The organism is Pseudomonas cremoricolorata DSM 17059 = NBRC 16634, from assembly GCF_000425745.1.
GTDB classification, from domain to species: Bacteria; Pseudomonadota; Gammaproteobacteria; order Pseudomonadales; family Pseudomonadaceae; genus Aquipseudomonas; species Aquipseudomonas cremoricolorata.
Map to the genome: position 1 here is coordinate 147,955 of NZ_AUEA01000010.1, position 21,797 is coordinate 169,751.

20 protein-coding genes are annotated in these 21,797 nt (G+C 65.5%); 7 read left to right on the forward strand and 13 right to left on the reverse strand.

Going from position 1 to position 21,797, the window contains the following annotated elements; genetic code table 11:
- The first annotated feature begins 5 nt into the window (after window positions 1–5).
- Entirely contained in the window at window positions 6–944 is a 939-nt protein-coding gene (locus H618_RS0113260; RefSeq protein WP_028695517.1) for a S66 peptidase family protein, read from the forward strand.
- 78 nt (window positions 945–1,022) lie between these two features.
- On the opposite strand, the gene H618_RS0113265 is transcribed toward H618_RS0113260, so the two are convergent.
- From H618_RS0113265 to leuS, 5 genes are all read right to left on the reverse strand, one after another.
- Window positions 1,023–2,336 (reverse strand): lytic murein transglycosylase, encoded by a 1,314-nt coding sequence (locus tag H618_RS0113265; RefSeq protein WP_028695518.1) that lies wholly within the window; start codon window positions 2,334–2,336, stop codon window positions 1,023–1,025.
- Between the two features lie 61 nt (window positions 2,337–2,397).
- Window positions 2,398–2,562: an alternative ribosome rescue factor ArfA gene (gene arfA, locus H618_RS0113270; RefSeq protein WP_028695519.1), complete on the reverse strand. Its 165-nt coding sequence runs from the start codon at window positions 2,560–2,562 to the stop codon at window positions 2,398–2,400.
- Between the two features lie 89 nt (window positions 2,563–2,651).
- On the reverse strand, window positions 2,652–3,689 hold the full coding sequence (holA, locus tag H618_RS0113275; RefSeq protein ID WP_028695520.1) for a DNA polymerase III subunit delta: 1,038 nt from the start codon (window positions 3,687–3,689) through the stop codon (window positions 2,652–2,654).
- A gap of 36 nt (window positions 3,690–3,725) precedes the next feature.
- Window positions 3,726–4,331 carry an LPS-assembly lipoprotein LptE gene (locus H618_RS0113280; protein WP_028695521.1) on the reverse strand — a complete coding sequence of 202 codons (606 nt, stop codon included), beginning with the start codon at window positions 4,329–4,331 and terminating at the stop codon, window positions 3,726–3,728.
- A 61-nt stretch (window positions 4,332–4,392) separates the two neighbouring features.
- Complete coding sequence (gene leuS / locus H618_RS0113285) at window positions 4,393–6,999, reverse strand: leucine--tRNA ligase (RefSeq protein WP_028695522.1); 2,607 nt, start codon at window positions 6,997–6,999, stop codon at window positions 4,393–4,395.
- Window positions 7,000–7,227: 228 nt separating this feature from the next.
- On the opposite strand from leuS, the gene H618_RS0113290 reads away from it, so the two are divergent.
- Both H618_RS0113290 and H618_RS0113295 read left to right on the forward strand, forming a co-directional pair.
- A complete protein-coding gene (locus H618_RS0113290; protein WP_028695523.1) occupies window positions 7,228–7,542 on the forward strand; it encodes a hypothetical protein in 315 nt (104 codons plus the stop codon).
- A 124-nt stretch (window positions 7,543–7,666) separates the two neighbouring features.
- The gene (locus H618_RS0113295; protein ID WP_028695524.1) at window positions 7,667–8,428 is read left to right on the forward strand and encodes a YdcF family protein; all 762 of its coding nucleotides are present in this window, start codon (window positions 7,667–7,669) and stop codon (window positions 8,426–8,428) included.
- 14 nt (window positions 8,429–8,442) lie between these two features.
- Here the strand turns inward: H618_RS0113295 and lnt are convergent, their stop codons facing one another.
- Genes lnt through H618_RS0113315 form a run of 4 tightly spaced genes read right to left on the reverse strand, consistent with a single transcriptional unit; the run spans window position 8,443 to window position 12,293 of the window.
- Window positions 8,443–9,960, reverse strand: a complete 1,518-nt coding sequence (gene lnt / locus H618_RS0113300; protein ID WP_028695525.1) for an apolipoprotein N-acyltransferase — start codon at window positions 9,958–9,960, stop codon at window positions 8,443–8,445.
- 8 nt (window positions 9,961–9,968) lie between these two features.
- Window positions 9,969–10,808: a CorC family transporter gene (locus tag H618_RS0113305; RefSeq protein WP_028695526.1), complete on the reverse strand. Its 840-nt coding sequence runs from the start codon at window positions 10,806–10,808 to the stop codon at window positions 9,969–9,971.
- Window positions 10,809–10,813: 5 nt separating this feature from the next.
- Window positions 10,814–11,302, reverse strand: a complete 489-nt coding sequence (gene ybeY / locus H618_RS0113310; protein ID WP_028695527.1) for an rRNA maturation RNase YbeY — start codon at window positions 11,300–11,302, stop codon at window positions 10,814–10,816.
- Window positions 11,295–12,293 (reverse strand): PhoH family protein, encoded by a 999-nt coding sequence (locus H618_RS0113315; RefSeq protein WP_028695528.1) that lies wholly within the window; start codon window positions 12,291–12,293, stop codon window positions 11,295–11,297. The genes ybeY and H618_RS0113315 overlap by 8 nt, the downstream gene beginning before the upstream one ends.
- 241 nt (window positions 12,294–12,534) lie before the next feature.
- Here H618_RS0113315 and H618_RS0113320 point away from each other — a divergent pair, with 241 nt between their 5' ends.
- Window positions 12,535–12,861 (forward strand): DUF1820 family protein, encoded by a 327-nt coding sequence (locus H618_RS0113320; RefSeq protein WP_028695529.1) that lies wholly within the window; start codon window positions 12,535–12,537, stop codon window positions 12,859–12,861.
- A 26-nt stretch (window positions 12,862–12,887) separates the two neighbouring features.
- Here the strand turns inward: H618_RS0113320 and H618_RS0113325 are convergent, their stop codons facing one another.
- From H618_RS0113325 to H618_RS0113340, 4 genes are all read right to left on the reverse strand, one after another.
- On the reverse strand, window positions 12,888–13,433 hold the full coding sequence (locus tag H618_RS0113325; protein ID WP_028695530.1) for a tetratricopeptide repeat protein: 546 nt from the start codon (window positions 13,431–13,433) through the stop codon (window positions 12,888–12,890).
- A gap of 139 nt (window positions 13,434–13,572) precedes the next feature.
- Complete coding sequence (gene hemL / locus H618_RS0113330; RefSeq protein ID WP_028695531.1) at window positions 13,573–14,856, reverse strand: glutamate-1-semialdehyde 2,1-aminomutase; 1,284 nt, start codon at window positions 14,854–14,856, stop codon at window positions 13,573–13,575.
- A gap of 17 nt (window positions 14,857–14,873) precedes the next feature.
- Window positions 14,874–15,497, reverse strand: coding sequence for a thiamine phosphate synthase (gene thiE, locus H618_RS0113335; RefSeq protein WP_028695532.1), 624 nt, complete (start codon window positions 15,495–15,497; stop codon window positions 14,874–14,876).
- A 16-nt stretch (window positions 15,498–15,513) separates the two neighbouring features.
- Window positions 15,514–16,311 (reverse strand): hydroxymethylpyrimidine/phosphomethylpyrimidine kinase, encoded by a 798-nt coding sequence (locus H618_RS0113340; RefSeq protein ID WP_028695533.1) that lies wholly within the window; start codon window positions 16,309–16,311, stop codon window positions 15,514–15,516.
- Window positions 16,312–16,549: 238 nt separating this feature from the next.
- On the opposite strand from H618_RS0113340, the gene H618_RS0113345 reads away from it, so the two are divergent.
- The 3 genes from H618_RS0113345 to amn all read left to right on the forward strand — a co-directional run bounded on the left by H618_RS0113345 (window position 16,550) and on the right by amn (window position 21,792).
- Window positions 16,550–18,538 (forward strand): sensor histidine kinase, encoded by a 1,989-nt coding sequence (locus H618_RS0113345; RefSeq protein WP_028695534.1) that lies wholly within the window; start codon window positions 16,550–16,552, stop codon window positions 18,536–18,538.
- Window positions 18,539–18,597: 59 nt separating this feature from the next.
- The gene (locus H618_RS0113350; protein WP_028695535.1) at window positions 18,598–20,250 is read left to right on the forward strand and encodes an acyl-CoA dehydrogenase family protein; all 1,653 of its coding nucleotides are present in this window, start codon (window positions 18,598–18,600) and stop codon (window positions 20,248–20,250) included.
- 69 nt (window positions 20,251–20,319) lie between these two features.
- Window positions 20,320–21,792, forward strand: a complete 1,473-nt coding sequence (gene amn / locus H618_RS0113355) for an AMP nucleosidase (RefSeq protein ID WP_245586781.1) — start codon at window positions 20,320–20,322, stop codon at window positions 21,790–21,792.
- Window positions 21,793–21,797: the final 5 nt, after the last annotated feature.

Consider the following 21,797-nt stretch of genomic DNA (forward strand, 5'->3'; position numbering starts at 1 on the left):
ATCACATGAACTGCGCTGAACCCGAGAACTTCCTCTTGCCCCGCCCGTTGACCGCCGGCGCGCGCTTCGCCGTGGTGGCGCCGGCCGGCCCGGCACGTGTCGATACGGCGAAGGCCGAGCACTGGTTTCGCCAGCGCGGCTTGCAGTGCCGGTTGTATCCCAGTGTCATGCAGGCCGATGGCTACCTGGCAGGCAGTGATGCGCAGCGTGCGCAAGACCTGCATGACGCCTTCGCCGACCCTGACATCGATGCGATCCTGTGCATGCGCGGTGGCTACGGCAGCATGCGTTTGCTCGATACTCTCGACTTCGAACTCGTGGCACGCAACCCCAAGCCGCTGATCGGCTACAGCGATATCACCGCACTGCACACCGCCTTCGCTCACCATGCTCGCTTGCTGACCTTCCACGGCGCGATGCTCAATGCCGATCTGCTGGGCGGCAAGCAGGCGCCCACCGAATCATCGTTACTCGACCTGCTTACAGGACGCTTGGCACAAGGCGCGCTGATCGCTCATCCGTCGCATCACCCACTGACCTGCGTGCGTGCTGGCGCTGCCAGTGGCCGTCTGCTGGGCGGTAACCTGTCGATGCTCGGCGCTACGCTGGGCACCCCAGCGGAGATAGAGCTGCAGGGCGCGATCCTGTTCATCGAGGACGTCAACGAGCCACTGTATCGGGTCGACCGACTGCTGACTCAGCTACGCCTGGCGGGCAAGCTTGCGGGGCTGAAAGGGGTATTGGTGGGCGATTTCGCAGGCATCACGGTCGCGGCTTTGACGCCCTTGTTGCGGGATATCTTCGACCCTTTGCAGATACCAGTACTGGCCGGCTGGCGCAGCGGTCATTGCGACCCGAATCTGTGCCTGCCTTTAGGCGCCCAAGTGCGCCTGGACAGTACGGCGCAGACTCTGACGCTGGAACAAAACCTGTTCAGGTCGTAACGGCGGGCGCTCAGGGTTACCGGCGATGGGCTGCGCAGCAGCCCACGCGTGGTGTCGCGACTAACCTGGGCGCCGTGGCTACCTGCGCAAACTGTCGAGCAGCTTGTGCGTGGGGTAGCCATCTGCCGGCCAGCCCAACGCCTGCTGCGCGGTACGAATCGCCTTGCGAGTGTTCGCGCCGATGATGCCATCGGCATTGCCAGCCTCGTGACCGCTGGCATTGAGCAGGTTCTGCAGTTCGACACGCTCGCTACGGCTCAGCGGTTGGTCGTCCTTCGGCCAACTGCCGCCGATGAAACCCCAGCCGGAGAAGCGATCACCCAACAGGCTGACCGCCAGCGCGTATGACGAAGAGTTGTTGTACTTGAGAATGGCGCGGAAGTTGTCCAGTACCAGGAACGCCGGGCCGCGGGCACCGGCCGGCAGCAGCAATGCGGCAGACAGTTCGTTGCTGCCCGCCGGCAACTGCGTGCCGGCGGGCAAGGTCACGCCCATCTGCAGCCACTGGCTGACGGTTTTGCGCTGCGCGCCGTCTGCCTGCCAGTAGTCGAAGCCGGCTGGCACCTGCACCTCGAAGCCCCACGGCTGGCCACGCTTCCAGCCAGAGCTTTGCAGGTAGTGGGCGGTGGAGGCGAGGGCATCAGGCGTGCTTTTCCAGATGTCGCGGCGGCCGTCGCCGTCGAAGTCGACGGCATGGGTGTTGTAGGTGGTGGGGATGAACTGGGTCTGGCCCATGGCGCCGGCCCACGAGCCGAGCATGGCGTCTGGCTGGATGTCGCCGTTCTGCAGGATCTGCAGGGCGGCGATCAGCTGATCCTGGGCGAACTGCGGACGGCGGCCCTCATAGGCCAGGGTCGCCAGCGATCGGATCACCGACTTGCTGCCCTGGAACTGACCGAAGTTGCTTTCCATGCCCCACACCGCGACCAGAATCTGCCGGTCGACCCCATAGCGCTGTTCCAGGCGCGCCAGCAACTCGGCGTTCTGCTCGAGCAGGCGCTTGCCGTTACGCACCCGCAGCGGCGACAGGGCGCCTTCGAGGTACTCCCACACCGGGCGGCTGAACTCGGGTTGGCTGCGGTCGGCCTTGATCACGTCCATGTCCGGAGTGACGCCGAGGAAGGCCCGATCGAACAGGCTGGCGGAAATGCCGGCCTGCAGCGCTTGCTCGCGGAAGCCTGCCTGCCACTGGGCGAAGGTTTGTACCGGCTGGATGTCGCTGCTGGTGTCTGCTTGGGCGTTGGGGACGGTCACCACCGGTGCCGGTTGGGCTGGCGGTAGCGGTAGCGCATCGGCGGCGGTGGGTTTTTCCGCGCAGGCCACGAGCAGAATGAGACTGGAGGCCGCGATCAGCTGGCGCGATTGCCAGCGAGGGAAAAGACTGGGAGGCATGCACAGGTCCAGGAATTACAGGGCAGGTGACGACCATATCATGCTTGTGCGGTTTACGCCTTCATGCCGCCAGAAAGGAAGAAGCCTCCCAATCTCTCGATTGGAAGGCTTCGCGGCGGTAGCTGCCTTTGCCCTTGCCGGCGCGTTCCTGGCGGCAGCGGAACAGTGGCTGGGCGATGATCGATTTGGCTTTGTTCGGGCCGGGTTTGCTGGCCTTTTTGCTCATGGCAGTGTCCTGTCTGGGGTGTAAGACGATGGGCACTGTAGGACTCAACTTGAGTGCAGGCCAATTGAATATGTCAATCGCCGTTGCAGTCACTGCGCGGGCAGTGCCAGGCGCTGGCCGGCCATCAGCAGGGTCAGGCGGCTCAGGCTCATCCACGGCGACCCCTCGGCTTGGCCTTTGATTTGCGCATCGATGCGCTGGGCATCCTGCAACAGCTGCGCCCAGCGCTGCGCTGATAGCCGCTGTAGCGCTTTGCTCACCAGCGGCCGGCGCTTGTCCCAGATCGGTGGCTTGGCCTGGCTGAAGGCTTTGTCCAGCGGCACGCCCTGGCTGAACTGCTGGGCCAGCCCTGCCAGTGAACGCAGCTCGCGGGCCAGTGCCCAGAGAATCACCGGCGGCTCGACACCTTCGCCGCGCAGCCCTTCGAGAATGCGCAGGGCATGCCCGGCGTCACCGGCAAGAATCGCGTCGACCAGGCCGAAAACGTCGAAGCGCGCGCTGTCGGCCACTGCCGCCTGCACCGTGTCGACGGTGATCTGGTTGCCTTCGGCGAGCAGCTTGAGCTTTTCGATTTCCTGCGCTGCGGCCAACAGGTTGCCTTCGACGCGGGTGGCGATCAGGTCTACCGCGTCGCGCTGCGCCGACAGCCCGGCCTGGGCCAAGCGTTGATTGATCCACTGCGGCAGCTGGCGTGCTTCCACCGGCCAGATCTGGATGAACTGGCACGCTTGACCTTCCACCAGCGCCTTGCCCCATTTGCTGCGCTGGGCGCTGGCATCGAGCCGCGGCAGGCTGATCAGCAGCACGGTGTCTTCGGCGGGTCTGCTGCAGTATTCGATCAATGCAGCAGCGCCTTTATCGCCGGGTTTGCCCGACGGCAGGCGCAGCTCCAGCAGGCGCCGCTGGGCGAACAGCGACAGGCTGGCACCGGCTTGCAGCAAGGTGCCCCAGTCGAAGTTGGCGTCGGCGCTGAACACCTGGCGCTCATCGAAACCCTGGGCGCGCGCGGCCACGCGGATGGCATCGGCGGCTTCCTGGCACAGCAGCGGGTCGTCGCCGCTGACCACGTAGACCGGCGCCAGGCTGCCTTGCAGGTGTTTGTTGAGCTGGGCGGGGGCAAGCTTCATGAAATAGGGCGGGGCACCGCAGTGCCCCGCTCGGCCTCAGTTGGCCGGAACTTCCATCGGCGATTGCTGGGGCGTGGCGTCCTGCGCACGGCGGGCCGCTTCCATCTGTTCGGCTTCAGCCTTGGCGCGCAGGTCGGCCTTGCGCTGCAGCTCGTCGAGCTGTGCTGGAGTCAGCTGTTGCAGGCGCAGCATCAGGCCCTGCACGACATCGTTGCGCATTTCTTTGCGCACGCGCTGGGCTTCGAGGTCGGAGCCGGTGATGTTGTTGCCGTCATGCACGTACATCTTGTGCACTTCCAGCTTGTCGGACAGCAGCTCGGCGTTGTTCAAGCCCTGCACGACATAGCTGACCACGGTGGTCAGTTCGTACTCGGCCGAGCGGGTGCCGCCGGTGTAGGTGGCCGCGCGCTGGGTGTCCTGTTCGTTGGTCAGCACCAGGTGGTACGGCGCGCCGCTGTACACCTTGACGCCGTTGTTTTCCAGCGCGGTGCGCAGTTGCTTGACCGTATCGCCATAGGCGTTGCGCGCGCTGAGGTCGAGTTCGCGGATGTTCAGGTCATTGGCACCGGTGCCGCGCAGCTGGAAGCCGCAGGCGCTGAGCATGACGGCCAGGCCCATCACCAGCAGATTGCGTTTGATCATGTTGTAGCTCCCTTGTGGGCCGATTCCGCCTGCTCGCACCCTTGGCGAGCAGGCGTTGCCATCAGTTGGCGACGATGTTGACCAGCTTGCCCGGTACCACGATGACCTTGCGAATGGTCAGACCATCGAGGAAACGCAGGACGTTTTCGTTGCTGCGCGCAGCGGCTTCGACTTCTTCTCGGCTGGCGCTGGCCGGCATTTCAACCTGACCGCGCAGCTTGCCGTTGACCTGCACCACCAGGGTCAGGGTGTCTTGCACCAGCGCGCTCTCGTCCACCGCAGGCCAGGTCGCGTCGATCACCGCGCCAGCGTGGCCCAGGTGCGCCCACAGCGCATGGGAGATGTGCGGAGTGATCGGTGCCAGCAGCAGCGTCACCGCTTCCAGACCTTCCTGCAGCAATGCGCGATCCTGAGCGCTGGCCTGCGGCGCCTTTTCCAGTACATTCATCAGCGTCATCACCTGGGCGATGGCGGTGTTGAACTTGTGGAACTGGCCGATATCGGTGCTGGCCTGGCGAATCGCCGCATGGATGGCGCGGCGCACGGCCTTCTGCGCATCGTCCAGGGCACTGACATCCAGCGCCCCGGATGGGCCTTGGGCCACGTGGCCCTGGGCCAGACGCCAGACACGGCGCAGGAAGCGGCTGGCGCCTTCGACGCCGGAGTCGGACCATTCCAGGCTCTGGTCGGGTGGCGAGGCGAACATCATGAACAGGCGGCAGGTGTCGGCGCCGTAGGCTTCGATCATCGACTGCGGATCGACGCCGTTGTTCTTCGACTTGGACATCTTCTCGGTGCCGCCGATTTCAACCGGCAGGCCATCGCTCTTCAGGCGCGCGCCGATGATCTTGGCCTTGGCATCGCGCTCGATCTCGACGTCGGCCGGGTTGAACCAGTCCTTGCCGCCGTTGCTGGCAACGCGGTAGTAGGTTTCGGCGACCACCATGCCCTGGGTCAGCAGGTTCTTGAACGGCTCGTTGGAGGTGACCAGGCCCTCGTCGCGCATCAGCTTGTGGAAGAAGCGCGCGTACAGCAGGTGCAGGATCGCGTGCTCGATGCCGCCGATGTACTGGTCGACCGGCAGCCAGTGGTTGGCCGCTTTCGGATCGACCATGCCACCTTCGTAGTTCGGCGAGGCGTAGCGGGCGAAGTACCAGGACGACTCGACGAAGGTGTCCATGGTGTCGGTTTCACGCTTGGCCGGGCTGCCGCAGGTGGGGCAGGTGCACTCGTAGAACTCAGGCATGCGCGCCAGCGGCGAACCGGCGCCGTCGGGCACCACGTTCTCGGGCAGCTTGACCGGCAGTTGGTCTTCCGGCACCGGCACGTCACCGCATTGTGCGCAGTGAATGATCGGGATCGGGCAGCCCCAGTAGCGCTGGCGGCTGATGCCCCAGTCGCGCAGGCGGAACTGGGTACGCGACTTGCCCAGGTCCTTGCGGATCAGCGCGGCTTCCATGGCGTCGAAGGCACCGGCGAAGTCGAGGCCGTCGAACTCGCCGGAGTTGATCAGCTGGCCGTGCTCGCCATAGGCCTCGAGCCACTCGCTGCCGACCTCGTCGCCGGCGCTGGTACGCACCACCGCCTTGACCGGCAGCTGGTACTTGCGGGCGAATTCGAAATCGCGCTCGTCGTGGGCAGGAACCGCCATGACCGCGCCGTCGCCGTAGTGCATGAGCACGTAGTTGGCGACCCACACCGGCAGTTTTTCGCCGGTCAGCGGGTGCTCGACGCGCAGAGAAGTGGGCATGCCTTTCTTCTCTTGGGTGGCCATGTCGGCCTCGGCGACGCTGCCCGATTTGCATTCATCGATGAACGCCTGCAACGCGGCATCGCCCTGGGCGGCCTGGGTCGCCAGCGGGTGCTCGGCGGCAACGGCAACGTAGGTGGCGCCCATCAGCGTGTCGGGACGGGTGGTGAATACCTTCAGCGCGCCGGCATGGCCGATGCTGGCCTGATCAAAGGGGAACTGCACTTCCATGCCGCGCGACTTGCCGATCCAGTTGCGCTGCATGGTCTTGACCTGTTCAGGCCAGCCCGGCAGCTCGTCGAGGCTTTCCAGCAGCTCGTCGGCGTAGTCGGTGATGCGGAAGTAGTACATCGGGATTTCGCGCTTTTCGATCAGCGCACCGGAACGCCAGCCACGGCCATCGATGACCTGCTCGTTGGCCAGGACCGTCTGGTCGGCCGGGTCCCAGTTGACGGTGCCGTTCTTGCGGTAGATCACGCCTTTTTCGAACAGGCGAGTGAACAGCCATTGTTCCCAGCGGTAGTAGTCCGGCTTGCAGGTGGTGACTTCACGCGACCAGTCGATGGCCAGACCCAGGCTCATCAGCTGGGTCTTCATGTAATCGATGTTTTCGTAGGTCCACTTGGCCGGGGCGACGTTGTTCTTCATCGCGGCGTTTTCCGCCGGCATGCCGAAGGCGTCCCAGCCCATGGGCTGCAGCACGTTCTTGCCCAGCATGCGCTGGTAACGGCTGATCACATCACCGATGGTGTAGTTGCGCACGTGGCCCATGTGTAGCTTGCCGCTCGGGTACGGGAACATCGACAGGCAGTAGTAAGTGTCCTTGCCTGGCTGTTCATTGACGGCGAACGACTGTTGCGCATCCCAGAAAGACTGGGCGGCGGCTTCGATATCACGGGGCGTGTATTGTTCGTGCATGGCTACTTTTTGCTGAGAGAGAAGGGACCCTGTTCCAGGCAGCGCAACCTCGCTGCGTCCGGCACTCCGGCGTCGTGAGAGTGAGCGCCGTAGCATACATGAGCGCCGCCGCCGCTGGCTAACCAATCTATGCCCGGGGGCCGTTGGTCGCGGCGCCCGGCTGCTTTTGCGAGTGACGCTAAGCTCATGGCTGGGGGGAGATATCGTTATCTTCAATGAGGTGTACGGATGGGAGATTCGCCGCTGACCACAACCGAACCGGAGGTCTATGAACGCCTGATCGATCGTCTTGGCCTGGCCTTGGAAACCGCCAGGACTGCCGTCCGATTGCGCGACGAGACACCCACTGAGCTGGAACTGCGAGGTCTGAGCCCCGCCGAGTTCGAGCTGATCAGGACCTGGCTGGAAACCCAGGCGCTCGGTCGCCTCGCCCAGGCGGGCCGCGACAACCGCGCGCCGGCCAGCACTGCCAGAGTCATCTGGCTCAAAGACCGCAAGCGTCCCGCGCGCGCGCCGGCTACTCGCACGCAGACCTCCAGGTAATCCGCGCCCGCCCTCCGGCGGGCCGCGCCTGACACTCAACCCTGTTCAACCTGATCGGTGCCCGCGCTCTTGAGGCGCAGCGCCGATCCTCCTAGGCTGCAGGCCTTCGACAAAGGTGTGCGCCATGCCGATCAGGTTCTTCATCAAACAATGGTTGCTGCCGCCCGGGCTGCTGCTGATTCTGCTGTCGCTCGGCTGGTGGCTGCGCCGTCGCCGGCCGCGGCTGGCGGCACTGTGCTTTTTCAGCGGTGCCGGCGGGCTGCTGCTGATGAGCCTGCCGCTGGTGATGGAGCAGGCGGCGCGTGTGCTGGAAAGTGAGCCGCCCCTGGCCCCGGAGCAGTGGGCGCAGTTGGCCGAGCGTGGCGATGTGATCGTCGTGCTCGGCGCCGGCCGCGAGCGCGGCGACCCGGCCTGGGGCGGTGCCGACCAGCCGAGCCTGCTGGCCATCGAGCGCATGCGTTTCGCCGCCGCACTGGCCAAGGCCAGCGGCCTGCCCGTGCTGACCAGCGGCGGCCTGCACTACGGCACGCGGCCCAGCGAGGCGCAGTTGATGGCTGAGGGTATGCAACGCGACTTTGCCGTACCGGTGACCTGGCAAGAGCAGGCCAGCCGCACCACGTGGGAAAACGCCACTTACAGCGCTGCCTTGCTGCAGCCTCTGGGCAAACGGCGTGTGGTGCTGGTGACCCAGGCCTGGCACATGCAGCGGGCGCGCTGGAGTTTCGAGCGCGCCGGTTTCAGCGTGGTGCCGGCACCGGTCGGTTTCCTTGGCCGCGACAACGCGCGGCCGTTCGCCGGGCTACTGCCGGAAAGCCGCGCAATGTGGCAGAACGGCCAACTGCTCAATGAAGCCGTCGGCCTGCTGGGGTACCGGCTGTTCTACTGAGGCATTGCGCCAGGTTACAGCGCGCGCGCCCTGCGCCGAGCCAGCAGCGCCCAGCCCAGCAGCACGACGCATAGGCTGGCCAGCGGCCAGGAGCGCCATTGCAGGTAGGGCGTCAGTTGCTGCATCGGCACCACCTCACCGTACAGCACCGCCTGCTCGAACTGCGGCACCTGTGCGGTGATGCGGCCGAACGGGTCGATCAGTGCGGTGACGCCGTTGTTGGTGGCGCGGATCATCCAGCGCCCGGCTTCCAGGGCACGCATCTGCGCCATTTGCAGGTGTTGCAGCGGGCCTATCGAAGTGCCGAACCAGGTGTCGTTGCTGATGGTCAGCAGCAGGTCGCTGCGTGCGGCAAGGCCGGCAGCGAACTCGGGGTAGACCACCTCGTAGCAGATGTACGGGGCGATCTGGTAACCCTTGGCCTGAAGCAGCGTCTGGTCGGACGGGCCTCGGGCGAAGTCGGACATCGGCAGGTTGAAGAACTCGATGGCGCCGCGCAGCATATCCTGCAACGGCACGTATTCACCGAACGGCACCAGTTTCTGCTTGAGGTAGGTGCCGTCGCCCTCACCGGTCACGGTCACGCCGTTGTAGTAGCGGCGCTGGCCTTGCACGGTTTCGCGCACCGGCACCCCGGTGATCAGCGCCGAATCACGGCCCGCGGCGAAGCTGCCCATCATGTCCAGGTAGCCCTGCGCCTGATCCTTGAGGATCGGCACTGCGGTTTCCGGCCAGACCAGCAGGTCGACCGGCTTTGCCGTCAGGCTCAGGTCGCGGTACAGCGCCAGTTGTGCGTTGATGTGTGCAGGGTCCCATTTCAGATCCTGCTCGACGTTGCCCTGAATCGCCGCCACGCGCAGTGGATCGCCCGCAGGTTGCGTCCAGGCGTGCTCTTTCAGTACCCCGCCCAGCAGCCATGGCGCGACCAGCAAAATCAGCCCCGCCGCCAGCGCCGGCAAACGCGCGCGCAGGCGGTTCAGGTTGCACAGCAAGGCGGCGCTCAGGGCCAGCACGAAGGAAATCAGCCACACCCCACCCAGCGGTGCCAGCCCGGCCAGCGGCCCGGCCAGTTGGCTGTAGCCGGCATACAGCCAGGGGAAGCCGGTGAGGAACCAGCCGCGAAACGCCTCTTGCAGCAGCCACAAGGCGGCGAAGGCCAGGGCATCGGCCAGCGGCGAATCGCTGCGCCGCAGCCAGCGTGCCCACAGCCAGGCGGGCAGGGCGAAGAACCAGGCGATGGCAGCGAAGAAGGCCAGCAACAGCAGCACCGCCAGCAGCGGCGAGGCACCGCCGTAGGTGGTCATGCTGACGTAGATCCAGCTGGTGCCGGCACCGTACAGGCCAAAGCCGAAGCACCAGCCGCGGCCCATGGCCTGGCGTGGGCTCAGCTCGCGTAGGCCCAGGTAGAACACAGCGATCGACAGCAGTGCCAGCGGCCACAGGTCGAAGGGTGAGAGGGCGAGCAGCGTCGAAGCGCCAGCCACCACGGCCAGCAGGTTACCGGGCCAGCCGGGGCGGGTGATCCAGCGCATGGGAGTCCTTAACGGTTGATCGGGGTCAGGCGCAGCAGGTGAATGCGTCGGCTGTCGGCATTGAGGATACGGAAGCGCCACAGGCCGATTTCCGTCGTCTCGTTGCGCTTGGGCAGGTGACCGAACGCGGTCATCACCAGCCCGCCGACGGTGTTGAAGTCCTCGGTGGAGAACTCGCCGTCGAAGAACTCGTTGAAGTGCTCGATCGGGGTCAGTGCCTTGACCAGGAAGTCACCGTTGGGCAGCGGCTTGATGTAGCTGTCTTCCTCAACGTCATGCTCGTCTTCGATGTCGCCAACGATCTGCTCGAGCACGTCTTCGATGGTCACCAGTCCGGCGACGCCGCCGTATTCGTCGACGACGATGGCCATGTGGTTGTGGTTGGCGCGGAACTCGCGCAGCAGCACGTTGAGCCGCTTGGATTCGGGCACGAAGGTGGCCGAACGCAGCAACTGCTTGATGTCGAAGCTGTCGCCGTTCTCGCGCAGGATGAGCGGCAGCAGGTCTTTGGCCAGGAGTATTCCGAGCACATCGTCATGGCTTTCGCCGATCACCGGGTAGCGCGAGTGCGCGGCATCGATCACCGCTGGCAGGAACTCGCGAGGCGTTTGCCCGGCCTTGATGCTGATCATCTGCGAGCGCGGCACCATGATGTCGCGCACCTGCAGGTCGGCGACCTGAATAGCACCTTCGACGATGGCCAGCGCTTCGCTGTCGAGCAGCTTGTTCTGATGGGCTTCGCGCAGCAGCTCGAGGAGCTCCTGGCGGTTTTTCGGCTCATGGGCAAAAGCCTGGGTCAGTTTACCCAGCCAGGACTTTTGCCCGTTGCTCGATCGGTCTTCGCTCATGGCGGTTACTCGTGGTCCTTGCAGTCAGCGGTTGGAGAATGTTCGTCGTCGGCGTACGGATCGGGATGACCCAGTTCCGCCAGCAGTGTGCGTTCCAGGGCTTCCATCTCTTCGGCTTCGTCATCATCGATATGATCGTAGCCGAGCAGGTGCAGGCAGCCGTGAATCACCAGGTGCGCCCAGTGCGCGTCCAGTGTCTTGCCTTGTTCGTGTGCTTCGCGCTCGACCACCGGGATGCAGATCACCAGGTCGCCGAGCAGGGGGATGTCGAGCAGCTCGTCCGGCACGTCGGCAGGGAAGGACAGCACGTTGGTCGCGTAGTCCTTGTGCCGCCAGGTGTGGTTCAGCTCGCGGCCTTCCGCTTCGTCGACCAGGCGGATGGTCAGCTCGGAATCTGCGCTGCGCTGGCGCAGGGCCAGCTCACACCAGAGGCGGAAGGCGGCGTCATCGGGCGCGGCCGCTGTCGAAGCCCGTTGCAGGTCGAGTTCAAGCATCTTTGCGCGTAGCCTCTACGCCGGTCTGCTGGGCGTCGAAGCGCTCGTAGGCCTCGACGATGCGCTGTACCAGCGGGTGGCGCACCACGTCCTTGGGCTGGAAGTGGGTGAAGCTAATGCCCGGCACATCCTTCAGCACGTCGATGACGTGGGTCAGGCCCGACTTGGTGCCGCGCGGCAGGTCGACCTGGGTAATGTCGCCAGTAATCACCGCGGTGGAGCCAAAACCGATCCGCGTGAGGAACATCTTCATCTGTTCCAGCGTGGTGTTCTGGCTTTCGTCGAGGATGATGAAGCTGTTGTTCAGGGTGCGTCCGCGCATGTAGGCGAGCGGGGCGATTTCGATCACCTGGCGCTCGATCAGCTTGGCCACGTGCTCGAAACCGAGCATTTCGTACAGTGCGTCGTATAGCGGGCGCAGGTACGGGTCGATTTTCTGCGCCAGGTCACCGGGCAGGAAACCAAGCTTCTCGCCGGCCTCGACCGCCGGGCGCACCAGCAGAATGCGCCGTACCTGTTCGCGCTCCAGCGCGTCCACCGCGCAGGCGACGGCCAGGTAGGTCTTGCCGGTGCCCGCAGGGCCGACGCCGAAGTTGATGTCGTTGGCGAGGATTTCCTTCACGTAGCGCTGCTGATTGACACCGCGCGGGCGAATCGGGCCCTTGCGCGTGCGCAGCGAGACGCTGACTTCGTTGACGGCCGGGTTGTCGATGTTTTCCACCGAGGACTCCTGCAAGTAGAGGTGCACCATCTCTGGCGACAGGTCGGTCGCTTTGGTCTCACGATAGAGACGGCGCAGCAGCTGCTCGGCTGCGGAGGTGGATTTGGCGTCGCCGATGAGTTCGAACTGATTGCCGCGGTTGCGGATTTCGATGGCCAGGCGTTGTTCGATCAGGCGCAGGTGCTCGTCGAACTGGCCGCACAAGTTGGCGAAGCGATGGGCCTCGAAGGGTTCGAGGAGGAAACGATGGGGCTGTATGGGTGCGTTCAAGGTGTTTTTTGGCCGCTCGACGGCAATGAATGTGGGCTGAAGAATAACCCTTGAATGACAGGGACGAAAGCACTGAAACGATCAAGGGTCAGCGAAAGCGGGCGGTCGGCCTCAAAGGCAACGCGGGCGATTGTCGACGCCGCGTATGACAGTGAGGCTGTCGGCGCCGGCAGGTGCTTGCAGGCGTCAGCGCTCTGCTATGATGCCCGGCCTTTTTTCCAGCACGTGCCATCCAGCGAACATGAGCAAGCGCGAACCCGCCATTTATAAAGTCATCTTCCTCAACCAGGGCCAGGTCTTCGAGCTGTACGCCAAGCAGATCTTCCAGAGCGACCTGTGGGGCTTTCTGGAAATCGAGGAAATCGTCTTCGGCGAGCGTAGCCAACTGCTGGTCGATCCCGGTGAGGAAAAACTCAAGACCCAGTTCGAGGGCGTGGTGCGCAGTTTCGTTCCGTTGCAGTCGATCGTGCGCATTGACGAGGTCGAGCGGCTGGGTACGGCGAAGATCAGTGAGGCCAAGGGCGGCGGCAATGTGATGCCGTTCCCGATGCCGGTGCCCGAACGCTGAGGCCTCAGGCAAAGCGGGCAATTCCCTCAGGGCAGGGGTGAGAAGGGCGAGCGACCTTCGGCGTTCTGCAGTTCGAGCAGGTATTTGCGGAAGATCTGCCCCAGCACCTGGGTGGCGTGCTCGAGCTCATCGCGCGGCATCTGTTCGGTGACTTCATCCGCCATGTCCAGCGCATCTTCGGCGCCGTTGACCGCGGCCATCTTCAGCAGGATGTAGGCCTGCACGTTGTTGGCCTTGACCCCCTCACCCTTGAAGAACATGCCGCCCAGGCGGTACTGGGCTTCGGCATGGCCTTGCAACGAGGCCTTCTGGAACCAGGCCAGGGCCTTGTCCAGTTGCGGCGGTGATTGCGTGTGGTAGTACTCGCCCAGTTCGAACTGCGCCTCGGCATCGCCGGCTTCGGCGGTGCTTTCGCACGCCTTGAGTGCCTTTTCGAGGTCCTGGGGCTGAGTATTGAGCGTGCAACGGCCCGTGGCTGGGATCAGCAACGAGTTGCCTTCCTCTGCCAGCGTCAGCAGGGGTGTGAGAAGCAACAGACACCCCAGGGTCAGGGCGCGGCCGGTGCGGTTCATGGGGATAGACTTACCTCTGCAAAGCTGCGGCCAATGTCTGGTGGCACATTATGGGATAAGCAACGCCAACCTTACAAAGATTTACGCGAATTTCTACCTCGGGAGCGAAAGGTGCCGCCCCCGTGGCGGTGTCGCGCCCTCAGCGCAGCGCGGCAAATGCCCGTTCTGCGGCGTCGAGGGTGATCTGCAGCTCCTTGTCGCCGTGGGCGATCGAGGTGAAACCGGCCTCGAACGCGCTCGGCGCCAAGTACACGCCGCCTTCGAGCATCAGATGGAAGAAGCGCTTGAAACGTTCAGAATCGCTGGCCATGACGTCGTCGAAGGTGACGATATCGTCGGCGCCGCTGAAGTACAGGCCGAACATGGCACCTGCCTGGGTGGTGACGAACGGCACGCCGGCGGCATCGGCACGCTGCTGCAAGCCGTCGAGCATGCGGCTGGTGAAGGCGGTCAATTCATCGTGGAAGCCAGGACGGCTGATCAGCTTGAGGGTGGTCAGGCCGGCGGCCATTGCCAGCGGGTTACCCGACAAGGTACCGGCCTGGTACACCGGCCCCAGCGGCGCGATGCATTCCATGATCGCCCGTTTGCCGCCAAAGCAACCTACCGGCATGCCGCCGCCGACGATCTTGCCGAAGGTCGACAGGTCGGGGGTGATGCCGTAGTAGCCCTGGGCGCCGCCGAGGGAAACACGGAAACCGGTCATCACCTCGTCGAAAATCAGCACCACGCCATGTTTGTCGCATTGCTCGCGCAGACCTTCGAGAAAGCCCGGCGCAGGCGGTACGCAGTTCATGTTGCCGGCCACCGGTTCGACGATGATGCAGGCGACGCTGTCGCCGACTTCTGCCAGGGTCTTTTCCACCTCGGCCAGGTCGTTGAACGGCAGGGTCAGGGTGTGTTTGGCGAAGTCGGCCGGCACCCCGGCCGAGCTGGGCACGCCCTGGGTCAGCAGGCCGGAGCCAGCCTTGACCAGCAGGCTGTCGGAGTGGCCGTGGTAGCAGCCCTCGAACTTGATGATGGCATCGCGGCCGGTGTAGCCGCGGGCCAGGCGAATGGCGCTCATGGTCGCCTCGGTGCCCGAGCTGACCATGCGCACCATTTCCATCGACGGCACGATCGAGCAGACCAGGTCGGCCATTTCGGTTTCCATGGCCGTCGGCGCGCCGTAGGACAAGCCGTGCACCAGTTGCTTGCGCACCGACTCCAACACTTCGGGATGGCCGTGACCGAGAATCATCGGCCCCCAGGAGCCGACGTAGTCGACGTAGCGCTTGTCGTCCTCGTCGATCACGTAGGCGCCTTCGGCATGCTTGAAGAACAGCGGCGTGCCGCCGACGCTACGGAAGGCGCGCACCGGCGAGTTGACCCCGCCGGGGATGTGTTTCTGGGCTTGGGCGAACAGGTCTTCGGAACGGGACATGGACATACTCTCTTGAATCAGGATGCGAACAGGGCGTTGAAGGCGCGGGCGCGGCGAGTGACCTCGGCCGAGCTGTCGGCACCGAACAGGCCGTGGATCACCGCCAGCAGGTCGGCGCCGTGGGCGACCAGCGGGGCAGCGTTGTCGAGGGTGACGCCGCCGATCACCGCGATCGGCAGGCGAACCTGCGCCCGCGCCTGGGTCAGCAGTTGCAGGTTGGCGGCCGGGGCGCCGGGTTTGGTCAGGGAATTGAAGAAGCGCCCGAACGCCACATAGCTAACGCCTTCACCGGCAGCCTGGGTGGCCAGTTCGAGGCTGGCGTGGCAGGTCGCGCCGATCACCGCCTGGGGGCCGAGCAGGGCCCGCGCCGCGGTCAGCGGGCCGTCGCTCTGGCCCAGGTGCACGCCCACCCCCAGGCGCGCGGCCAGCTCGGCGTCGTCGTTGATCACCAGGGTGGCGCCATAGCGCTCGCACAGGCCTTGCAGCGCCTCGGCCTCGCGCAGGCGGCGGGCGGAGTCTTCGCTTTTGTCGCGGTACTGCAACAAGCACACACCGCCGTTTAATGCCGCCTCGACATAAGGCAGCAAGCGGCCGGCCAGCAGTTGGCTATCAGTGATGGCGTAAAGACCGCGTAGGGTCATCTCAGGCCTCGTCAGATCAGGAGCAGAAATCGAGCGGCAGGCGACGCGGCACGAACTGGCCTTGGCCCAGTCGTTCGGCGTCGCGCAGGGTTCGCCAGGTGTAGTCGAGGGCGCTGTGCACCGCGCTTGGCAGCTGTTCGCCCATGGCCAGGCGCCCGGCCAGGGCACTGGCCAGGGTGCAGCCCGAACCGTGGTAGCTGCCGGGCAGGCGTTCGCAGAGCCAGGTTTGTGGCGCCTCGAAGCGGCTGTAGAAGCGGTTGTGGATCTGCGCTTCGTCGCCATGCCCGCCGGTGATCAGCAGGTTGCGACAGAACCGCAACAGCACCTCGGCGCACTCATCGGCGGTGCCGTTGGGCAGCTCGGCGAGAATGCGCGCTTCGGGCAGGTTGGGCGTGGCGATCACCGACAGCGGCAACAGGCGCTCACGCAGGGCGTAGCCGACCTCGTCCTTGCCCAACTGGCCACCGCCACCGGCGCGCAGCACCGGGTCGCACACCAATGGCAGATGCGGGTGGGCGCTGAGCAGTTCGGCGACGGTGTCGACCATCTCGATCGAGCCGAGCATGCCCAGCTTGACCGCGGCGACCTGCGAGTCGGCGAGCACGGCATTGGCCTGGGCCAGTACCCACTCGCGGTCGAGCACGCGGAAGTCGCTGACATTGACGGTGTCCTGCACGGTCAGGGCGGTCACCGCAGGTGCGGCGTGACAGCCTTGGGCGAGCAGGGCTTCGATATCTGCCTGCAGACCGGCGCCGCCACTGGGGTCGTGGCCGGAGAGACAGAGGACAACGGGGCGGGAGCTGTAGATAGTCATGGTCGCCGAGCTTACCACCAAACCGCCCGATGCGACGCGCCCGGCGCCTGGGCAGGTGCTTTGCAGCGGGCGCCAGCCCAGGCGCGGTGCGGCCTGCGTGCCTTGCGGATGGGCGCGTTGCCTGGCCAAGCTATGCTAAAGTCCGCGTTCAATTCGATAAGCGGGTGCCGCACGGCGCCCCCTCTCACACGGACCAGAGAACACTGCGGCGCCAACGGACGGGCCATGTTGGGGCTGTATGCGTTATTTGCTGATTTTCCTGTGGGGCTGCATGCCCCTGCTGGCCCAGGCGGTCGGATTCGACAACGCCACCACGCGGCTGGAGCTGGGCCGGGCCTTGCAGGTGTTCGAAGACCGCGGCGGTGCGAGCACCATCGATGAGGTCAGCGCGCCACGCTTTCGCGGCTTTCGCCAACAGGACCGCGACGTGCTCAATGCCGGCTATTCACGCTCGGTGTTCTGGCTCAAGGTGCCGCTGACCTACAGCGAAGGGCCGGGCAGCCCGCAAAAGCAATGGCTGCTTGAACTGGCGTATCCGCCGCTCGATCACCTCGAGCTGTACCTGCCCGATGGCCAGGGCGGCTACCGGCTGGCACAGCGCACAGGCGACGCCTTGCCCTACGCCAGCCGGCAGATCCGCCAGGATGCCTACCTGTTCGACCTGCCGCTGCGCCCGGGTCACACCACCACCGTCTACCTGCGCATCCACAGCGAAGGCTCGCTGCAGGCGCCGTTGACCCTGTGGTCGGCGCATGCCTACATCGAGCAGCAGCCCAGCCGTCTGTATGTGCTGGGGATGATCTACGGCGTGCTGCTGGTGATGCTGGTGTACAACTTCTTCCTGTACGTCAGCGTGCGTGATGTCGCCTATCTCTACTACATCCTCTATATCGCCGCGTTCGGGCTGTACCAAGTGTCGGTCAACGGGGCCGGCGTCGCCTACCTGTGGCCCGACAACCCTTGGTGGGCGAATGCCGCGACACCCTTTTTCATCGGCGCTGCGGGGCTGTTCGGTTGTCAGTTCGCCCGGCGCTTCCTGCAACTGGCGCGGATCAGCCAGATATACGACCGTCTGCTGCTCGGGCTGATGGCCGCTGCCGCGGTGGTCATGGCCATGGCGTTGCTGGCGCCTTACGGCCTGGCGCTGCGCCTGGCGACCGGGCTGGCCCTGGCATTCACCCTGAGCATCTTCGCAGCAGGCCTGCTGGCCTGGTGGCGCGGGCTGCGGGTGGCGCGCTGGTTCATCATCGCCTGGTCGGCGTTTCTCTGCGGTGGGCTGATCAACTCCCTGATGGTGCTGGGCTACCTGCCCAACGTGTTCCTGACCATGTACGCCAGCCAGCTTGGCTCGGCGCTGGAGGTGGCGTTGTTGTCGCTGGCGCTGGCCGACCGCATCAACGGCATGCGCGACGAGCAGGCGCGCACCCTGCGTGAAACCGGCGCCACGCTCGAGCAGCTCAACCAGCAACTGGCGCGCAGCAATCGGCTCAAGGATGAATTCCTCGCCACCGTCAGCCACGAGCTGCGCACGCCGATGAACGGCGTGGTCGGTTCGCTGGAACTGCTGCACTCACCCTCGCTCAGCGCCGAGCAGGCGCAGTTCCACCGCAGCGCCAGCGCCGCTGCCCACGACATGCTGGCCATGGTCGATGACCTACTGGTGCTGACCGAGCTGCAGGCCGGGCGCCTGCACGCCCAGGCGCTGCCATTCCATCTTGGTCGACTGCTGCAAGAACTGCGCGCCCGCTACGCCAGCCAGGCATTGGGAAAAGGGCTGTACCTGAGCCTCGACCTCAGCCCGGAACTGCCCGAATACCTCTTGGGCGATGCGCAGAAACTGACGCGCTGTCTGGCCTGCCTGCTCGACAACGCCCTGAAGTTCACCGCCCAAGGCGGGGTGATGGTGCAGGTGCGTGGCCGTCGCACCGGGCCTGACCGCGTGGCCTTGACCTTCAGCGTGATCGACAGCGGCATTGGCTTCGCCGATCTCGATCAGGCCAGCCTGTATCAGCGCTTTTTCCAGGTCGATGGTTCCACCACCCGCCAACACGGCGGCCTGGGCATTGGCCTGGCGATCTGCCGACAGATGGGCGAGTTGCTCGGCGCGCGGCTGTCACAGGTATCGACCCCAGGCAAGGGCAGTCGCTTCGAGCTGAGCCTGAGCCTGGCGGTGGTGCAGGGGCGGGTGCCGCAGGTAGAGGAGGCGCAGCGCCGCGGACGCTTCTAGGCTATATCGGACCGGCCGCACGCAACGGCCGCGAGCATGCGCATCGATTGGAGGCGCCCATGAACCTGCACGCATTCGCCGAAACCCACACCGTCAGCAACCAGCCGCCGCCGCTGGATGGCGCCAACCTGTACCGCATCGATTTGCCCTTGCAGCACTGGGCGCGGCACTTCGGCGCTGGCTGGGCCGAGGCGCGCATCGAAGCCTATGGCGCGCTGGCGGGCGGCCCGCTGATGGCCGCGGGATTTCTTGCCGAGGCCAATCCTCCGCAGTTTCACAGCCATGATCGCTATGGGCACCGCATCGACCTGGTCGAGTTTCACCCGGCCTATCACCTGCTGATGCGCACGGCCATCGAACATGGCCTGCCGTCGCTGCCCTGGAGCGAACCCGGCCCCGGCGCGCACGTCGCCCGCGCGGCCATGACCTACCTGCACAGCCAGGCCGAAGCCGCCAGTGGTTGCCCGTTGACCATGACCTTCGCCGCCGTTCCGGCGCTGCGTCGCCAAGCGTCGTTGGCCGCCTACTGGGTGCCCAAGGCGCTGGCCCGCGAGTACGACCCACGCAACCTCGGCGACCGGCACAAGGCTGGCGTGACGCTGGGCATGGCCATGACCGAAAAGCAGGGCGGCAGTGACGTGCGCGCCAACACCACCCGGGCCTTCCCCGTGGCGGCCAGCGGACCGGGCGAGGCCTACGAATTGCTTGGGCACAAGTGGTTCTGCTCGGCGCCGATGTGCGATGCCTTCCTCACCCTGGCGCAGACCGAACAGGGCCTGAGCTGCTTTCTGCTACCCCGCCATCGCCCTGACGACAGCCGCAACGAGCTGTACATCCAGCGCCTGAAGAACAAACTCGGCAACCGCGCCAATGCGTCGTGCGAAGTGGAATTTCGCGGCGCCCTGGCGTGGATGCTCGGTGAGGAGGGTCGGGGCATCGCCACCATTCTGGAAATGGTCGGCATGACCCGCTTCGACTGCATGGTCGGCTCCAGCGCCCTGATGCGCCAGGCGCTGACCCAGGCCAGCCACCACTGCGCCCACCGCACGGTCAGCGGACGCCTGCTCAGCGAGCAGCCGCTGATGCAGAACGTGCTCGCCGATCTGGCCCTGGAAAGCGAAGCGGCACTGGCCCTGAGCCTGCGCATGGCCCAGGCGCTGGATCGACCGGATGACCCCCGGCAGCGGCTATTCGCCCGCCTGATGACTGCCGTGGGCAAGTACTGGGTGTGCAAGCGTGCCCCGGCGATGATCAACGAGGCGGCTGAGTGCATGGGCGGGGCGGGCTACATCGAAGACAGCATCCTGCCGCGGCTGTACCGCGAAGCGCCGGTCAACTCCACCTGGGAAGGCTCGGGCAACGTGCAGTGCCTCGATGTGCTGCGTGCGCTGGGCAAGGAAGATGGCGTACGCGAGGCGTTGTTCGACGAGCTGGGTGACGGGCACGGCGACCGCCGCCTGGCGGCGCACATCGAGCGCCTGCGCCAGGCGCTGGATGACCCCGCCGAGCTGCCTTCCCGCGCCCGGCGACTGAGCGAAGACATCGCCCTGGCGGTGCAGGCCAGGCTGCTGCTCGAGGGTGGCAGCAGTACCGTCAGCGAAGCGTTCATCGGCAGCCGCCTCGACGCTGGCGGGCGGCTCTACGGCACCCTGCCGCGTGGTACTGACCTCGCCGCACTGGTGGCGCGAGCGACACCGCCCTGGCCGCTCTGACAAGCAGGCACTGGGGGTGTATTTCCCGGCGAACCGAGGCAAGATGAGTGCCCTGCATGTCCAGACAGGATGCCCAGCGTGAGCCAAGCGTTTGAAGTCGTAGATACCCCCGAACAGGCCGTCGACCGTCTGGCGGCCCTGCATGAACAGGCCACCGGCGCCCTCAGCGCAGCCCTCAAGCGCTACCTCAAGGACCGTTCCGAACCCAGCCCCAGCGAACGCGCGCTGTACCGCTACCCGGCCCTGCGCCTGACCTACTACAGCCAAGGTGAAGTCGCCGCCACTACCCGCGCCTACGCCAAGGTTCAGGTGGCCGGCACCTACAGCGTCACCGTGACCCAGCCGGAAGCCTTCCGTGGCTACCTGCTCGACCAGTTGCGCCCATTGATGGACGACTACACGGTGACCGTGGAAGTCGGCATGAGCGAGCAGAGCATTCCCTACCCCTATGTGGTCGACCAGGGCGACGAGCTGGCCGGCAGCGGCATCACCGCAGCGGCGCTGGCGCGGGTCTTCCCCAGCACCGACCTGTCGGCAGCCACCGATGACATCGCCGATGGCCTGTGGGACTGGGGCAACGCCGAGGCCCTGCCGCTGGCGCTGTTCGACGCCGCACGGGTGGATTTCTCGCTGCGTCGCCTGGTGCATTACACCGGTAGCGACTGGCGCCACGTGCAGCCGTGGATCCTGCTGACCAACTACCACCGCTATGTCGACCAGTTCATCGCCCACGGCCTCGAGCAACTGCGCCACGACCCGCGTTTCGTGCGCATGGTGCTGCCCGGCAACGTGGTGATCGACAACACCATGGCCGACGAAGAGGTCCAGGGGCTGGTCGCCAGCGTGGTCTGGCACCGCTACCAGATGCCGGCCTATCACCTGATCGCCGCCGATGGCGATGGCATCACCCTGGTCAACATCGGCGTCGGCCCGTCCAACGCCAAGAACATCACCGACCACCTCGCCGTGCTGCGTCCGCACTGCTGGCTGATGATCGGCCACTGCGGCGGCCTGCGCCAATCGCAGACCATCGGCGACTACGTGCTGGCCCACGCCTACATGCGCCGTGACGGCATTCTCGACCGCGTGGTGCCGCCGAACATTCCCATCCCCGCACTGGCCGAGGTGCAGATGGCCTTGCAGGAAGCGGCGGCGCAGATCACCGGCGAGCGTGGCGATGAACTGAAAAAACGCCTGCGCACCGGCACCGTGCTGACCTACGACGACCGCAACTGGGAGCTGCGCTGGGCTCAGGAGCGGCCGCTGATCAACCTCTCCCGCGCCGTTGCGGTGGACATGGAAAGCGGCACCATCGCAGCCCAGGGCTATCGCCTGCGGGTGCCATACGGCACCTTGCTGTGCGTATCGGACAAACCCCTGCACAGCGAAATCAAGCTGCCCGGTTCGGCCAACGCGTTCTACAACCGCGCGGTGAGCCAGCACCTGAAGATCGGCATCGCTGCCCTCGACCTGCTGCGCACCGAGCTCAACTCGCTGCACTCGCGTAAACTGCGCAGCTTCGATGAGCCGCCGTTCCGCTGAGGTTG

Excerpts from the sequence above, each read along its gene's own strand:
- hemL (WP_028695531.1), bottom strand. The coding sequence starts at position 14,856 with ATGTCCCGTTCCGAAGACCTGTTCGCCCAAGCCCAGAAACACATCCCC.
- lnt (WP_028695525.1), bottom strand. The coding sequence starts at position 9,960 with ATGCGCTGGATCACCCGCCCCGGCTGGCCCGGTAACCTGCTGGCCGTG.
- amn (WP_245586781.1), top strand. The coding sequence starts at position 20,320 with ATGCCCAGCGTGAGCCAAGCGTTTGAAGTCGTAGATACCCCCGAACAG.
- H618_RS0113320 (WP_028695529.1), top strand. The coding sequence starts at position 12,535 with ATGAGCAAGCGCGAACCCGCCATTTATAAAGTCATCTTCCTCAACCAG.
- H618_RS0113295 (WP_028695524.1), top strand. The coding sequence starts at position 7,667 with ATGCCGATCAGGTTCTTCATCAAACAATGGTTGCTGCCGCCCGGGCTG.
- arfA (WP_028695519.1), bottom strand. The coding sequence starts at position 2,562 with ATGAGCAAAAAGGCCAGCAAACCCGGCCCGAACAAAGCCAAATCGATC.
- thiE (WP_028695532.1), bottom strand. The coding sequence starts at position 15,497 with ATGACCCTACGCGGTCTTTACGCCATCACTGATAGCCAACTGCTGGCC.
- H618_RS0113305 (WP_028695526.1), bottom strand. The coding sequence starts at position 10,808 with ATGAGCGAAGACCGATCGAGCAACGGGCAAAAGTCCTGGCTGGGTAAA.
- leuS (WP_028695522.1), bottom strand. The coding sequence starts at position 6,999 with ATGCACGAACAATACACGCCCCGTGATATCGAAGCCGCCGCCCAGTCT.
- H618_RS0113345 (WP_028695534.1), top strand. The coding sequence starts at position 16,550 with ATGCGTTATTTGCTGATTTTCCTGTGGGGCTGCATGCCCCTGCTGGCC.
- H618_RS0113260 (WP_028695517.1), top strand. The coding sequence starts at position 6 with ATGAACTGCGCTGAACCCGAGAACTTCCTCTTGCCCCGCCCGTTGACC.
- H618_RS0113290 (WP_028695523.1), top strand. The coding sequence starts at position 7,228 with ATGGGAGATTCGCCGCTGACCACAACCGAACCGGAGGTCTATGAACGC.
- H618_RS0113280 (WP_028695521.1), bottom strand. The coding sequence starts at position 4,331 with ATGATCAAACGCAATCTGCTGGTGATGGGCCTGGCCGTCATGCTCAGC.
- ybeY (WP_028695527.1), bottom strand. The coding sequence starts at position 11,302 with ATGCTTGAACTCGACCTGCAACGGGCTTCGACAGCGGCCGCGCCCGAT.
- H618_RS0113265 (WP_028695518.1), bottom strand. The coding sequence starts at position 2,336 with ATGCCTCCCAGTCTTTTCCCTCGCTGGCAATCGCGCCAGCTGATCGCG.
- H618_RS0113325 (WP_028695530.1), bottom strand. The coding sequence starts at position 13,433 with ATGAACCGCACCGGCCGCGCCCTGACCCTGGGGTGTCTGTTGCTTCTC.
- H618_RS0113340 (WP_028695533.1), bottom strand. The coding sequence starts at position 16,311 with ATGACTATCTACAGCTCCCGCCCCGTTGTCCTCTGTCTCTCCGGCCAC.
- H618_RS0113350 (WP_028695535.1), top strand. The coding sequence starts at position 18,598 with ATGAACCTGCACGCATTCGCCGAAACCCACACCGTCAGCAACCAGCCG.
- holA (WP_028695520.1), bottom strand. The coding sequence starts at position 3,689 with ATGAAGCTTGCCCCCGCCCAGCTCAACAAACACCTGCAAGGCAGCCTG.